The organism is Natronomonas sp. (assembly GCF_028274965.1).
In the GTDB taxonomy this organism is placed as follows: Archaea; Halobacteriota; Halobacteria; order Halobacteriales; family Haloarculaceae; genus Natronomonas.
Window position 1 is genome coordinate 38,125 of the sequence record NZ_JAQCNO010000050.1, and the last position, 12,155, is coordinate 50,279.

Annotated in this window: 16 protein-coding genes and 1 pseudogene; 4 read left to right on the plus strand and 13 right to left on the minus strand. The window is 71.1% G+C overall.

All coding sequences use genetic code 11. The features are described from left to right. The first annotated feature begins 5 nt into the window (after window positions 1–5). Genes Q0916_RS07495 through Q0916_RS07505 form a run of 3 tightly spaced genes read left to right on the plus strand, consistent with a single transcriptional unit; the run spans window position 6 to window position 1,267 of the window. Window positions 6–191: a CbtB domain-containing protein gene (locus tag Q0916_RS07495; protein ID WP_299236246.1), complete on the plus strand. Its 186-nt coding sequence runs from the start codon at window positions 6–8 to the stop codon at window positions 189–191. A gap of 3 nt (window positions 192–194) precedes the next feature. Continuing rightward, the gene (locus Q0916_RS07500; protein WP_299236248.1) at window positions 195–947 is read left to right on the plus strand and encodes a CbtA family protein; all 753 of its coding nucleotides are present in this window, start codon (window positions 195–197) and stop codon (window positions 945–947) included. After that, window positions 944–1,267, plus strand: a complete 324-nt coding sequence (locus tag Q0916_RS07505; protein WP_299236250.1) for a (2Fe-2S) ferredoxin domain-containing protein — start codon at window positions 944–946, stop codon at window positions 1,265–1,267. Before Q0916_RS07500 ends, Q0916_RS07505 begins: the two co-directional genes overlap by 4 nt. Window positions 1,268–1,394: 127 nt before the next feature. Here the strand turns inward: Q0916_RS07505 and Q0916_RS07510 are convergent, their stop codons facing one another. The 11 genes from Q0916_RS07510 to cbiT are packed head-to-tail and all read right to left on the minus strand — an operon-like array spanning window position 1,395 to window position 10,231. Continuing rightward, on the minus strand, window positions 1,395–2,606 hold the full coding sequence (locus Q0916_RS07510) for a PQQ-binding-like beta-propeller repeat protein (protein WP_299236251.1): 1,212 nt from the start codon (window positions 2,604–2,606) through the stop codon (window positions 1,395–1,397). A gap of 27 nt (window positions 2,607–2,633) precedes the next feature. Then, window positions 2,634–3,005, minus strand: coding sequence for a DUF3209 family protein (locus Q0916_RS07515; protein ID WP_299236253.1), 372 nt, complete (start codon window positions 3,003–3,005; stop codon window positions 2,634–2,636). Between the two features lie 6 nt (window positions 3,006–3,011). Further along, on the minus strand, window positions 3,012–4,199 hold the full coding sequence (locus Q0916_RS07520; protein WP_299236255.1) for a CbiX/SirB N-terminal domain-containing protein: 1,188 nt from the start codon (window positions 4,197–4,199) through the stop codon (window positions 3,012–3,014). Beyond that, complete coding sequence (locus Q0916_RS07525) at window positions 4,199–4,873, minus strand: cobalamin biosynthesis protein (protein ID WP_299236257.1); 675 nt, start codon at window positions 4,871–4,873, stop codon at window positions 4,199–4,201. The genes Q0916_RS07520 and Q0916_RS07525 overlap by 1 nt, the downstream gene beginning before the upstream one ends. Further along, on the minus strand, window positions 4,870–5,103 hold the full coding sequence (locus Q0916_RS07530) for a ferredoxin (RefSeq protein ID WP_299236259.1): 234 nt from the start codon (window positions 5,101–5,103) through the stop codon (window positions 4,870–4,872). Before Q0916_RS07530 ends, Q0916_RS07525 begins: the two co-directional genes overlap by 4 nt. Before the next feature lies 1 nt (window position 5,104). Beyond that, entirely contained in the window at window positions 5,105–6,094 is a 990-nt protein-coding gene (gene cobJ, locus Q0916_RS07535) for a precorrin-3B C(17)-methyltransferase (protein WP_299236261.1), read from the minus strand. 1 nt (window position 6,095) lies between these two features. After that, a complete protein-coding gene (locus Q0916_RS07540) occupies window positions 6,096–6,998 on the minus strand; it encodes a precorrin-3B C(17)-methyltransferase (RefSeq protein WP_299236263.1) in 903 nt (300 codons plus the stop codon). Further along, window positions 6,998–8,011, minus strand: coding sequence for a cobalt-precorrin 5A hydrolase (cbiG, locus tag Q0916_RS07545; protein WP_299236265.1), 1,014 nt, complete (start codon window positions 8,009–8,011; stop codon window positions 6,998–7,000). The genes Q0916_RS07540 and cbiG overlap by 1 nt, the downstream gene beginning before the upstream one ends. A 2-nt stretch (window positions 8,012–8,013) precedes the next feature. Beyond that, window positions 8,014–8,913, minus strand: a complete 900-nt coding sequence (locus Q0916_RS07550) for a cobalt-precorrin-4/precorrin-4 C(11)-methyltransferase (protein WP_299236267.1) — start codon at window positions 8,911–8,913, stop codon at window positions 8,014–8,016. After that, window positions 8,910–9,695, minus strand: coding sequence for a cobalt-factor II C(20)-methyltransferase (locus Q0916_RS07555; RefSeq protein WP_299236269.1), 786 nt, complete (start codon window positions 9,693–9,695; stop codon window positions 8,910–8,912). The genes Q0916_RS07550 and Q0916_RS07555 overlap by 4 nt, the downstream gene beginning before the upstream one ends. After that, window positions 9,692–10,231: a precorrin-6Y C5,15-methyltransferase (decarboxylating) subunit CbiT gene (cbiT, locus tag Q0916_RS07560; protein WP_299236271.1), complete on the minus strand. Its 540-nt coding sequence runs from the start codon at window positions 10,229–10,231 to the stop codon at window positions 9,692–9,694. The genes Q0916_RS07555 and cbiT overlap by 4 nt, the downstream gene beginning before the upstream one ends. Window positions 10,232–10,377: 146 nt before the next feature. Between cbiT and Q0916_RS07565 the strand changes: the two genes are divergently transcribed. After that, on the plus strand, window positions 10,378–10,650 hold the full coding sequence (locus tag Q0916_RS07565; RefSeq protein ID WP_299236273.1) for a hypothetical protein: 273 nt from the start codon (window positions 10,378–10,380) through the stop codon (window positions 10,648–10,650). 42 nt (window positions 10,651–10,692) lie between these two features. Here Q0916_RS07565 and Q0916_RS07570 read toward each other — a convergent pair whose 3' ends face one another. Together Q0916_RS07570 and Q0916_RS07575 are read right to left on the minus strand one after the other, a co-directional pair. Then, window positions 10,693–11,784 carry a molybdopterin-dependent oxidoreductase gene (locus Q0916_RS07570; protein WP_299236275.1) on the minus strand — a complete coding sequence of 364 codons (1,092 nt, stop codon included), beginning with the start codon at window positions 11,782–11,784 and terminating at the stop codon, window positions 10,693–10,695. 39 nt (window positions 11,785–11,823) lie between these two features. Continuing rightward, a pseudogene (locus tag Q0916_RS07575) lies at window positions 11,824–12,155 on the minus strand (phosphoesterase); the annotation flags it as partial.

Sequence of the window (12,155 nt, forward strand, 5' to 3'; positions counted from 1 at the left end):
ACTTTATGACCGCGAACGACACCGTCTCCGATCGCTTCGAACTCGCCTCGGGCCGACTCAACGCGACGCGACTCGCCGCCGGACTCCTCTTCGGCGCCGCGATCGCCGCCGCGCTGCTTTTCGCCCAGGAACCGCTCGTCCACGACGCGGCGCACAACTTCCGGCACGCCGCCGGCGTCGTCTGTCACTGAGGGATGATCCAGCAGTACTTCCAGCGCGGCGTCGGCGCCGGCGCCGTCGCCGGTCTCGCCTACGGGGCGTACATGGCGCTCGTCGGCAACCCGCTCAGCGAGCACGTCCACGAGGCCGGCCACGGGGCCGATCACACCCACGCCGGCGCGGCCGAACACGCCCACGAGGCAGGGCCCGCGGTCTCGGAGGCGACGACGGCCGCCGTCAGCGCCGGCAGCGGGGTGCTCTGGGGGGTCCTCCTCGGCGGCGTCTTCGCCGTCGCGTTCTACCTGTTCGAACCCGCCCTCCCCGGCCGCCCGGAGACGAAGGCCTACGTCCTCGCCGGCGTCGGCTTCTTCAGCGTCTCCGCGACGCCGTGGCTCGTCTTCCCGCCGGCCGCCCCCGGGGCCGAACACCTCTATGGGATCGAGGTCCGTATCGCCGCGTACCTCGGCCTCGTCGCCGTCGGTCTCGCCGTCTCCGCGGCCGCCGTCGCCGCCTACCGGCGGGTCGGGTCCGAACGCCCGGGGCTCGGCCTCGTCGCCGCCGCGGCGCCGGTCTCGGCCGCGGCGCTTCTGTTGTCGACGCTCGCCCCACAGACGGTGATCAGCCCCGAACTCCCGGCCGACCTGCTGGCCGCCTACCGCGGCCTCACGGTCCTCACGCAGGCGGGGCTGTGGCTGGTGATCGCCGCGGCCTTCTCGCGGCTGCAGCGCCGCGGCGGGACCGATCGCGCCGAACGACCACGGACGGGGGCGTTGAGCAGCCCCGAATGAAGCGCTGTACCGACGAGCAGACGACCCGACTCGCGGCGCACGTCTTCGTCTGCACGAACGAGCGCGACTCCGAGTACGCCGCCTGCGCCGGCGCCGGCGGCGAGGAGACGACCGCCGCGGTGAAGACCTGGCTCCGCGAGCGCGACGCCTTCTGGTCGCCGATCGGCGTCTCGACGACCGACTGTCTCGGGCTCTGTAGCGCCGAGGGCACGGCGATCACGATCCAGCCGCGAAACGAGTGGTACGCCGAGGTCAGCCCCGAGGACGTCCCGGCGCTGCTCTCGGAGGCGTTCGGCGAGGACGCCGACGACGTGGCGTGATCGGGGCGCTCGCGGTCCCGGATCTGTCTGACTCCGCGCTCGTTCCCGTCAGCCGTGGACGGATGCCCGAGCCGCGATCGCCACGAACGGACGAGAGCGGCCGCCCGACGACGCCTCTAACGGGCGCTCACAGCCACAGCGCGTACGCGCCCCGGACGGCCCCGTCGTCGTGGTACGCGACCGGTTCCTCTATGGCCGCCGCCCGGCCGTCTTCGAGGGCGGCCGCCGTGAGCACGCCCGGTGTCGTCCCCCCACCGATCGGCCCCTCGACGGTGTCGAACGCTCGCCACCCGTGGACCGAGGGGTCCCTCTCGCGGAAGTGCTGGGCGACCGGCGCGAGCAGTTCGGCCCCGTCGCCGGCGATCCCGTGACAGAACCCGCCGACGTCGGCGCGCCACCGCCGCGTTCCCGCCGGCGTGTAGCCGAAGGCGCTCTGCTCGTTCGGGTGTCTCTCCTCTGTCTCCCTGCCCGTCGCCGGAAACGAGTTCCCGGTCAGAAAGACCACGCCGGAGCCGCCGGCGTACGCGTGGTTCGGGTAGGTGTACACCTCGTCGCCGCCCTCCCGGGGCCTGCCGAGATCGACCCGCCAGACCGCCGTCCCGTCCTCGATCCGGTACCCCCGGTAGTCGGCGTGACTCGTCGCAACGACCCCCTCTTCGAGCGCCGCCACGTCGCCGACGCGGCGGTCGGCGCCCCCGCCAGGGTCCCACGTCCACCGCTCGCTGCCGTCGGCTCCGAGCGCGACGAGGCCCTCGTCGTGGCGCCCCGGACAGCGGTTGTACGCGACCGCGACGCCGCCGTCGGACGCCGCCAGCGAGACCGGCGAGGCGTCGGCGTCGTAGCGCCACCGAACCGACCCGTCGGGGGCCAGCGCGTACACCGAACTCTCGAAGTGGCGCTCGCCGCCCTCCCGCTCGTAGCGCCTGGCGGCGGCGTAGACGGTCCCCTCGCCGACGGCGGCGTCGACGACCATCGGCAAACGAAAGCGCGTCTCCTCGGTCGGATCGCCGATCGCGTCGGCGGCGTCGTGGCGCCACCGCTCGGCGCCCTCGACGAGATACCGGACCGCGCCGCGCGCCGAGCGCTCCCCGACCACGACGCCGTCGCCGAACGGGACGAGCGTGATCGCGCTGCCCTCGCCGTCGACGCGCCACCGCTCGGTCCCCCGGTCGTCGAACGCCTGGACGCCGCCGTCGGCGCGCCCGACGACCGGGCCGGCGTCACAGATGGCGAGACCGGAGCGCCGTCCGGCCTGCCGCGACCCGCAGGGATCGATCTCGCCGAGTTCGACCCGCCGTTCGAGGCCCGCGAACGCCCCGTTCGCCCGCCGGTCACTCATCGTCGATCACTCATCGTCGATCACGCATCACTCGTCGACGGGGAACGTCTCGTGGAGCGCGTGGTGGCTGTCGCCGAGGTCCTCGAGGAACGACTCGCCGCCGTCGACCAGCCGATCGAGCGACGCGGCGGCGTCCCGGACCGCGACCACCCGCCCGCGGAGGTAGTCGTACCCCGGGTCGTCGGCGTCGGTCGCGGCGACCTCGGACTCGAGTTCGACGATCGCGGTGTCGAGGTGCCGACGACAGGCCGCCAGGTCGTCCGCGTCGGCGAGCGCCGCGATGTGGGGCTCGGGGCTCTCGCCGAGCTCGTCGCGGGCGTGTTTCTCCGTGGCGTCGTCGCCGACGCCGAGGCTGTTCATCAGGCCGAGCCGGAGCGCTTCGATCTCGTGGCACGTCATACTCTCTCAGAGGGTCTGGTCGACTAAATCGGACACGATTCGATCCTCGGCGACGGCGTCGGCGAGGCGGTCGGCGTCGTCGGGCTGGACGGAGCCGTACCAGACGCTGTCCGGGTAGACGGCGACGTTCGGCCCCTCGCCACAGCGGTCGAGACACGACGACCGGGTGATGCGCGCGTCGATGTCGCGCTCGTCGACGGCCTGTCGGAGCCGCTCTAAGACCGTCGCCGCGCCCTGTGCGGCGCACGTCCGGTTCGTACAGACGGAGACGTGTTTCTCGGGCGCGTCGTGGGTGTCGGTCTCCTCGTCGACCGACGAGCGGTCGGCGTGGGTCGCCCGGTGTGTCATCGCCCGCAACATCGCGCGCGCGCCGCCGGCGTCGTCCTCGAAGCCGTCCATCTCGACTTTGTACTTGCAGGTGTCACACGACATCGACACGTCGCCCGTCCGGGCCTCCTCGAAGCGGTCCGCGAGGACGTCGAGAAGCCGATCGTCGGTGCCGAGCGGGTCGCCGCACCCGGCGACGGCGTAGGGGTACTCCTCGTCGAACTCCGCGGTCCGCTCGCGGATCCTGTCGGTCAACACCCCGTCGCCGAGCATGTACGGCAGGACGACGACCGCGTCGGGCCGGCGCTTGGAGACGGTGTGTAACGCGTCCTCGAGCAGCGGTTCGGTCACGCCGATAAAGGCCGCGTTCGCGTCGAGAAACCCCCGGCCCTCGTACAGCAGCCGGGCGAGTTTGTGGACGTCGCCGTTCGAGTCCGGGTCCGAGGAGCCGCGCGCGCACAGCACGATCAACACGTCGTCCTCGGCGCGGTCGACGCCGAGGCGCTCCTCGACGGCCGCCGCCCGGTCGTCGAGCAACTCGACGATCGAGGGGTGCACGCCGAGGTGTCGCCCGCCGTGGATCCCGACGTCGTGTTCGGCGCGGGCCTCGTTGAGCACGAGCGGCACGTCGGCCTTGACGTGGCTGGCGGCGAAAAGCGACAGCGGCACCACCGTCACGTCCGACACCGCGGGAACGAGCGACCCGATCGCCTCGGCGATCGAGGGCTCGGCCAACTCGATGAACCCCGCGTTGGCCGGCAGCCCGAGCCGTCCCTCTAAGCCCGCGGCCAACTCCCGGACCTGTTCGTTCGACTTCTCGCGGCGGGAGCCGTGCCCGGCCAGCACGACCGCCTCGCTGTCCAGCATCAGTACGCCCCCGCCTCCTCGATGCTCCGCTCGGTCTTTCGGCGCCGGCTCGGCGCGAACAGCCCCGTCGCGTCGCTGTCGGCGTACAGCCACGCGCCGAACGCCGGCGCGGCCGCGTCGTCGATCCCGAACCAGTAGCCCCCCGAGGAGGTCTCGGAGACCTCGCCGCAGGGCGCCTCGACGTCCGCGGCGTCGATCAGCCCCTGGACCCGCTCGAGGAGCTTTCTGTCGTCGTGGACGACGGAGATCCCGACGGTGCCCGACGAGGACTTGAAACAGACCGTCCCGCAGCCCTCGATTATCCCGCGGAGCAGTTCCCGATCGCACCCCGCGAGGACGTCGAGTCTGTACCCCCCCGAAGCGGCCTCGAAGGGGAGCCCGAGCGCCGCCGCCGCCCGCTCGCCGATCGGGCCGTGTACCTGCACCGTGTAGCTGTCCTCGCGTCGGGTGATCGAGGCGTCGTGGGCGTACTCCCGTTCGACCGTGTCGTGATCGATGGCCGCCGTCTCCGCGCCGGCGATCGCCGCGAGCCGCTCGGCCGCCGTCTCGTCGTTCGTCCGGACCGTCACGCCGCTTTCTGTCACCCCGCCGTCGCCGATGACCCGCCCCCAGAAGTACGCCGTCTCTGGGTGGGCGTCGAGGAGGTGCTCCGGCGTCTCCCGTTCGACGCTCATTCGCCTTTCACCTCGACGGTGATCGCGTCTGTCGGGCACGCCGCCGCGGCGTCCTCGGCGTCGGACAGCCGGTCGTCCTCGAACGTCGCCCGAAGCGTCCCGTCCTCGCGGCGGCCCCCGGGCAGCGTCACCAGCCCGTCGGCGGACTCCTCGAAGCGACCGTCGCGGACGAGACAGGCGAAGATCCCGTCACACAGCTCCATGTCGACCGTGATCTCGTACTCGGTCATCTCAGTAGTCGTACTTCGTCTCGTAGCCCCGCGGCGTCACCATCCGGTCCTCGAAGACGTAGGTCTCGTCGTTGCCGACGATGATCGTCGTCGTCATGTCGACGATGTCGGTCTCGCCGAGCTCCGGCAGGGTCTCGAGGTCCGTGATCGTCGTCTCCTCGTCGTCGCGGGAGGCCCCGTGGACGATGCCGACCGGCGTCTCCGGATCGCGGTGTTCGAGGAGGATCTCACAGCAGCGCTGGAAGTTCTCCCGCCGCTTCCGGCTCCAGGGGTTGTAGATCGCGATCGTAAAGCCCTCGCCGGCGACCGCCTCGAGGCGCGATTCGATCTCCGCCATCGGCGTGAGGTGATCCGACAGCGACACCGAAACGGTGTCGTTGACCAGCGGCGCGCCGAGGCGCGCCCCACAGGACTGGGCCGCCGGGACCCCCGGAACGACCTCGAAGTCGACCGCGTCGGCGCTTCCGCCCTTCGATTCGAGGATCTCGAGGGCGAGCCCCGACAGCGCGTACACGTTCGGATCGCCCGAGCCGATGATCGCCACGTCGTTGCCGGCGAGGGTCCGGTCGATGGCCTCCTCGGTCCGGGAGACCTCCCCGCACATCGGCGTCGAGTAGATGTCCTCGGCGGCCTCGGTGATCTCGTCGGGTAAGAGATCGACGTACGTCCGGTAGCCGACGATGTGTTCGGCCTCCGCGAGGGCGGCTTTGGCCCGCGCCGTCATGCCCTCGGGTCTGCCGGGGCCGAGCCCGACGGTCGTCAGCGAGCCGGGATCGGCCTCGAAGTCCTCGACCGTCGAGCCGACCTCCTCCTCGTCGTCCGCGTCCGTGGACGCGCCACAGCCGCCCGAGGAGGACGCGGAGGAAGACGAAGACGAGCCGGACGCGCCACACGCGCTCTCGGTCTCCTCGGTCGTCGCGCCGCCGCATTTCGAACTCGAATCAGTTTCCGTCGTCGATGCCTCGGTCTCCGCGGTGTTGTCGGTGCTCATGTTAGAAGTCCTCCACCTCGCGGCCGCCGCGCGGCGTCACGAGGAACTCGCCGTAGTCGTTCTCCCACCCGTGGCTGTCGGCGGTGCCGACGAGGATCGACGTCCCCATCCCGCCGACCTCGTCGGCGTGCTCGTCGGTCTCGCCGAGCGTCGTGATCGTGTGCGTCTCGTCCTCGAGGTTCCGGCCGGCCTCGCCGCGCCCGGCGTCGTTGAAGATCGCGACCGGCACGTCGTCCGAGCGCTCCGCGCGGATCACGTCGATCGCGCGCTCGTGGTCGCGCCAGCAGTTATAGAGGACGATGACGAACCCCGAGATCGCCGCCGCCCGGAGCTTCTCCTCGATCTCCTCCCACCCGCGCCACTTGTCGGACAGCGAGATCGTACAGAAGTCGTTCGACAGCGGCGCGCCGAGGTTCGCCGCCCCGCCGAGCGCCGCCGTCACCCCGGGGACGATCTCGATCGGGACGTCGTCCGCGTCGTCCTCGTCGGCCATCAGAAAGACCAGATCGCTCTTGCCGTAGACGTTCGGATCGCCGCCCGAGACGTGGGCGACGTCCTGTCCCGCCCGGACGCGGTCGAACGCCTCCCGCGTCAACTCGACCTGTTGGCCCATCGAGGAGCGGACGATCTCCTGTCGGCTCCCGTCGGATCTGGTCGCGACCGTCCCGTCGGTCCACCCCTCCGGGCGGGCGGCGGCCGCCGCGCTCCCGCCGTCGGCGGCGGCCTCCGGCGGGATCGTCCCGTCGGCCCTGAGGAACTCCTGATAGAGGTTCGAGGCGATGACGCAGTCGGCCGTCTCGATCACGTCCGTTGCGCGCTGTGTCATCGCGTGCGGGAGCCCGGGGCCGATCCCGACGACGTACAGCGTCCCGTAGTCCTCCGGCGGCGTCGATCCGGCCGCCATTATCGCCCCACCGCCACGGTGACCGCCTCGTCGAATCGCTCTTTCTCCCGGAGGAGTTCGTGCTCGCGGCCGCCGGCGATCGCCGACGCCTCGGCGATCCCCGGCCACCCGATGAGCTCCTTCGCCCGGGAGGGCGTCGGACCCTCGTGGTCCGTGAGGGTCCCTTTGCCGAAGAGCACGACGCCCGCGCCGATCTCCTCGGCCGCCTCGTAGAGGCCCGCCTCGCCTTCCTTGCGGGTCGCGGTTGCGACGAACTCGACGTCCGAGAGGCTACGATCGACCGCGTTGAGGGCGGCCTCCCAGGCGTTTATGACCTGCTCCTTTCGGACGCCCTCGACCGTCCCCGTCCCGAGGACGACGCCGTCGTCGTTCCGTTTCATCACCGTCACGTCGTCGCCGACGAGGACGGCCCGGGGACCGTCGAGCCGCTCGACGACATCGAGGTCGTCGTTCAACACGGCGAGGTTCGTCGCAACCGTCGAATCGCCGTTGACGACGTGGGCGTCGAGGGCCTTCGCCTTCGACTCGATGCCCTGCTTGCCCGCGGCCTCCGAGGCGGTCGTCATCGCCGGCACCGCGCCGAGCGTCGAGAGGTCGTGTGCGACCTGGTTCGCGCCGTGGTGGCCGCCGGTCAGCGGGATCGCCCACGTCAGCTCCTCGTCGATCACGACGACGGCGGGGTCGTCCCACTTGTCGTCGAGTAGCCCCGCCGTCTTGCGCATCGCGATCCCGGAGGCCATCAGACCGACGAAACAGTCGTACTCGCCCCAGTGCTCGGCGAAGACGTCGCCGTGGTACTCGAGGATCTCGATCGACTCGTAGTCGTCTATCAGTTCGTCTCTGATCTCGTTGGCGACCGGCAGCTTCCGCTCGAAGCTGATTATCGCGATCTCCTCGGCGACCTCGCCGTCGGAGTCGGGCGTCGAGCAGTGCCCGCCCCCGCCTCCGCTTTCGCTTCCGCCGTCGGTGTTGGTGTCGGTTCCAGCGTCCGTGTCGTCTGTGTCAGTGCTCATTGTCAGTCGTCGGAGGTCGTCTCCGTCTCGGTTCCGCCGTCGGTGTCGCCTCGGTTCGCCCAGTCGCCGTACAGGTAGGACCGCTCGTAGCCGGCACCGGCCGCGGCGTCGCCGATCAGCACCATCGCCGAGGCCCGATACCCCGCCTCGTCGACCTTCCGGCCGATCGTTCCGACCGTCCCCTCGATGACGTCCTCGTCGGGCCAGGAGGCGTGGTACACGACCGTCACCGGCGTGTCGGGGTCGACGCCGTCGGCGAGGAGCCGGTCCATCGTGTCGGCGACCGCGTGGGTGCCGAGATAGATGCAGGTCGTCACGTCGCCCATGCCGACGAACTCGGCGATGTGGTCGTCCTCGGCCTCGAGCGTCCTGCCCTGCGGCCGGGTGAACGCGACGTGGTTCGCGGTCTCGTTGAGCGTCAACTGCGTCCGCAGCGTCGCGCTCGCGGCGAACGCCGAGGTGACGCCGGGGACGAGATACGTCGGCACGCCCTCGTGCTCGAGGGCGTCCATCTGCTCGAGGGCCGCGCCGTAGATCGCCGGATCGCCGCTGTGGAGCCGGACGACCGTCCGACCCTCCTCGTAGGCGTCCCGCATCAGCGGCACCAGCTCCTCCAAGTCCTTGCCGACGCTGTTGACCAACTCCGCGTGCTCGCAGTACGCCTCGAGCACCTCGCTGTTGACGAGCGACCCCGCGTGGACGACCAACTCGGCGTCCTCCAGCGCTCGCTTGCCGGCGACCGTCAACAGCCGGGGGTGCCCCGGCCCCGCGCCGACAAAGGGGATCCCCTCCTGTTCGTCGCCGGCGGCGAACTCGTAGACGCGGTCGTCGCGCTCGTGGGCGTGTTTCTCCCGCTCGGCGTCGATCGCCGCCTGCGGCGTCGCCTCGCTTTCGTCCGTCATCGGCCTTGAGCCTCCCCGTCGCGGTAGGCCTCACCGTCGCCGGCGGACTCGGCGGCGGCGAGTTGGTCGCCGATCGCGCCGCCGTCGGCCTCCGTTTCGGTGCCGAACGCCGCCGTCGCCGGGGCCTCGTCGGTCCCGGGCTTTTCGGCGTAGGCGACGGTGTAGTAGTCCCGTTCGGCAAGCGCCTCGGGGTCGTCGGTGACGACGGTCTCGTGGCCGTCCATGAACAGCCGGCGACCGTAGACCACGTCGTAGCCCGCCTCGGTCAGCTTCTCGTGGGTCGTCGGCACGTCGGTCACCTTGAACAAGACGAGCCGGTCGGGGCCGATCGGGGCCGCCCCGCGGTCGGCTTCCCGGAGCACGAGCTCCGATCCGGCCGTGATCTCGACGCCGAAGGCGGTCGCAAAGGCCGTCACCGTCGAGACCCCCGGGACCACCTCAAGCTCCACCGCCGGGTAAAACCGCTCTACGGTCCGGCGCAGGTGCCCGAACGTCGAGTAGACGTTCGGATCGCCGAGCGTGACGAAGGCGGCGGTCCCCTCCCGGGCCGTCGGCGCGATCTCGGCGGCGGCCGCCTTCCAGGCCCGCCGGAGTTCGTCCTCGTCTCTCGTCATCGGGAAATCGAGGTCCCCGAGTTGGGACTCCGAGACGTACTCCTCCGCGACGCCCCGCGAGAGCCGTCCGGGCGTGTAGACCACGTCGGCGGACTCGAGAACCGACCGGCCCTTGACCGTGATGAGCTCCGAATCGCCCGGACCGAGCCCGACGCCGTACAGCGTCACGCCGCACCACCCGAGATGACGTACACCGGGTTCTCCGAGTCGAAACTCGTCGCGCCGGCGAGTTCGTACCCCGTCGAGACCTGCATCTGGACGACCTCATCGTAGAGCCCCCGCTCGCGGAAGGCCCGGACGGCGTCGCCCGCGACCTCGAGCCGGGAGACGTTCATCACGACGCGGTCGACGCCCGTCTCGGCGGCGTGATCGAGCACCTCCTCGTAGTTGCGCGACCCGCCGAGAAACAGCGCGTCCGCGTCGTCGGGCAGCGCCTCGGGGGCCTCGCCCTCGATCAGTTCGACGCCGTCGACCCCGTTGGCCGCGAGGTTCTTTCTCGCCGCGTCGAGCCGTTCGGGCTTGCGCTCGATCGCGGTCACGCGGCCGGCGTCGGCGGCGGCCTCGATCGTCACCGCCCCGGTACAGCAGCCGACCTCGACGAAGTGATCCTGCTCGTCCAACCCGAGTTTCCCGACCGTGACCGAGCGGACCTCGGGTTTGGTCGGCCCGGCCTTCGCGTCGTGTGGAAGCGCTATGCGTGCCATAGCGGTACAATCGAACCCACAGTGAAAACAATTGTGGTTGTTTTAGGACAAGTGAGGTTTAGAAAACGGTCGGGCCCCACTACCCCCTGGCGCGCCTTGGTGGCCGCCGACAGCGACATACGGCCACGGCCCGGACCCGCCAAGGGATGACACGCACCGATCCGCCGTCGACCCCCTACGACGCCGGCGACCGCGTTCGGGTTCGCGTCGGCTCCGAGGCCGACAGCCCCTTCGAGGGGACGGTCTGTCGGGTGCTTCACGTCTTCGCGGACGACCCGACCGCCGAGGGCGCCTCCGATCGCGAGACGGCCGACGCCGCCTACCGGCTCAGAGACGTCGAAACCGGCGAGGTCCTGCCGATCGTCCTCCGGCACCGCGATCTCCGTCCGGCCCCCGACGGCGACCCCGAAAACGACTGACCCGCCGGCGGCGCCGGCGGCGCGGACGGCCTCGGCGGACCGCTACTCGAACCCGCTGACGAGCGTTACGACCCACTGCGCCGGGTCGCCCCGGTCGCGGACCTCGATCCGCTCGACCCACTTGACCCACTGGAACCCGCGGCGACCGGGGGCGACGAGACGCGCCGGCGCGCCGTGGCCGTGGGTGAGCGTCTCGCCGCCGACGTGGGTCGCCAAGAGCGCCCCGCGAGCCTCCGCGATCGGCAGCGACCACCGGTAGCCGGTGACCGAGACGAACCGGACGTGGGTCGCCGCCTCCGACGCGCCGACGGCCGAAAGCAGCGCGCCGACCCGGACGCCGCCCCACTCCTCGACGGTGTACCACCCGCTGGTGCAGTCCAAAAGCGCCTCCTCGCTGGTCGCGGGGCCGTCCCCGACGAGGTCGTCGTACCCGTACGAGCGCGGGTCGGCGACGAGCCCCGTGACCGAGAGGTCGTACTCGTCGGCCCGGATCGGATCGGGGTCGTCCGCGACCCACATCGTCACCGGAAACGAGCCGTTGCCGGACCCGCCCGTGGGCTTCGACCCGGTGAACCGCCGGTCGGCGCCGGGCGCACCCGAGACCCGCGTGAGGCCGTCACCGAGGCGGGCGGCGATCCCGCCGGCGGCCAACAGCCCGAAGTACTTCAGCGCCGTCCGGCGACCGGTGACGTCGCGTCGCCGCGGGAGCCGAAACCGCGTCCACATGTGCAGAAGCGTCAGCGGCACCAACGACAGCCCGAGGCCGACGTGGACGGCCAGAAGCGGCCACACCGCGACCCAGACGAGCCCGACGACGCCCCAGACGATCCCCGTTGCGAGCGTCGCCGCCGCGACGACGCCGGTCACCGCCGACAGCGCCGTCGAGCGCTGCCACCGCTCGGGGTCCGTGAGCCGGCGGTGGACGCGGGCGATCTTGAACACGAGGAGAACGAGCAAGACGAGTCCGACGACGCGGTGGATCCAGACCGGGAGCCACCCCAAGCCCGCCGGACTCCCGACAGTAAAGGAGTACAGCCCGCTCGCGGTCGCGACCGAGACGCAGACGAGCACCGACCAATCGACGGCCCGCGCCGGCGGCGCGTAGCGCAACAGCCGTCCCGAGACGCCGGCCATGTGCGGAGGTGTGTCCGTACCGACCTGAACCTGTCGCCGCTACTCGATGTCGTCCTCGAGTTCGATGTCGGCGCTCTCGACGTCGGCCGTCTCGACCTCGAGGTCGAGATCGACGTCGCCGTTGCCGGCCGCGAGGTCGTCGATGCTGTCGATGCCGAGCATCTCGCGCGTCTCCGCGTCGAACTCCATCGACTCCAAGGACTCCCCGCCGCCGGCGTCGCCGCCGGTGAGGTGTTTGCCGTAGCGGCTCAACAGCGAGGTCATCTCCTGGGGCAACACGAACGTCGTCGACTCGCCTTTGCCGATCTCTTCGAGCGTCTCCATGCCGCGTTCGATGATCGCGCGTTCGCCCATCGACTCGGCGGATTTTG

What these genes read in the sequence shown, in the direction of transcription:
- Q0916_RS07495 (WP_299236246.1), top strand. Translation starts at nt 6, where the DNA reads ATGACCGCGAACGACACCGTCTCCGATCGCTTCGAACTCGCCTCGGGC.
- Q0916_RS07500 (WP_299236248.1), top strand. Translation starts at nt 195, where the DNA reads ATGATCCAGCAGTACTTCCAGCGCGGCGTCGGCGCCGGCGCCGTCGCC.
- Q0916_RS07505 (WP_299236250.1), top strand. Translation starts at nt 944, where the DNA reads ATGAAGCGCTGTACCGACGAGCAGACGACCCGACTCGCGGCGCACGTC.
- Q0916_RS07510 (WP_299236251.1), bottom strand. Translation starts at nt 2,606, where the DNA reads ATGAGTGACCGGCGGGCGAACGGGGCGTTCGCGGGCCTCGAACGGCGG.
- Q0916_RS07515 (WP_299236253.1), bottom strand. Translation starts at nt 3,005, where the DNA reads ATGACGTGCCACGAGATCGAAGCGCTCCGGCTCGGCCTGATGAACAGC.
- Q0916_RS07520 (WP_299236255.1), bottom strand. Translation starts at nt 4,199, where the DNA reads ATGCTGGACAGCGAGGCGGTCGTGCTGGCCGGGCACGGCTCCCGCCGC.
- Q0916_RS07525 (WP_299236257.1), bottom strand. Translation starts at nt 4,873, where the DNA reads ATGAGCGTCGAACGGGAGACGCCGGAGCACCTCCTCGACGCCCACCCA.
- Q0916_RS07530 (WP_299236259.1), bottom strand. Translation starts at nt 5,103, where the DNA reads ATGACCGAGTACGAGATCACGGTCGACATGGAGCTGTGTGACGGGATC.
- cobJ (WP_299236261.1), bottom strand. Translation starts at nt 6,094, where the DNA reads ATGAGCACCGACAACACCGCGGAGACCGAGGCATCGACGACGGAAACT.
- Q0916_RS07540 (WP_299236263.1), bottom strand. Translation starts at nt 6,998, where the DNA reads ATGGCGGCCGGATCGACGCCGCCGGAGGACTACGGGACGCTGTACGTC.
- cbiG (WP_299236265.1), bottom strand. Translation starts at nt 8,011, where the DNA reads ATGAGCACTGACACAGACGACACGGACGCTGGAACCGACACCAACACC.
- Q0916_RS07550 (WP_299236267.1), bottom strand. Translation starts at nt 8,913, where the DNA reads ATGACGGACGAAAGCGAGGCGACGCCGCAGGCGGCGATCGACGCCGAG.
- cbiT (WP_299236271.1), bottom strand. Translation starts at nt 10,231, where the DNA reads ATGGCACGCATAGCGCTTCCACACGACGCGAAGGCCGGGCCGACCAAA.
- Q0916_RS07565 (WP_299236273.1), top strand. Translation starts at nt 10,378, where the DNA reads ATGACACGCACCGATCCGCCGTCGACCCCCTACGACGCCGGCGACCGC.
- Q0916_RS07570 (WP_299236275.1), bottom strand. Translation starts at nt 11,784, where the DNA reads ATGGCCGGCGTCTCGGGACGGCTGTTGCGCTACGCGCCGCCGGCGCGG.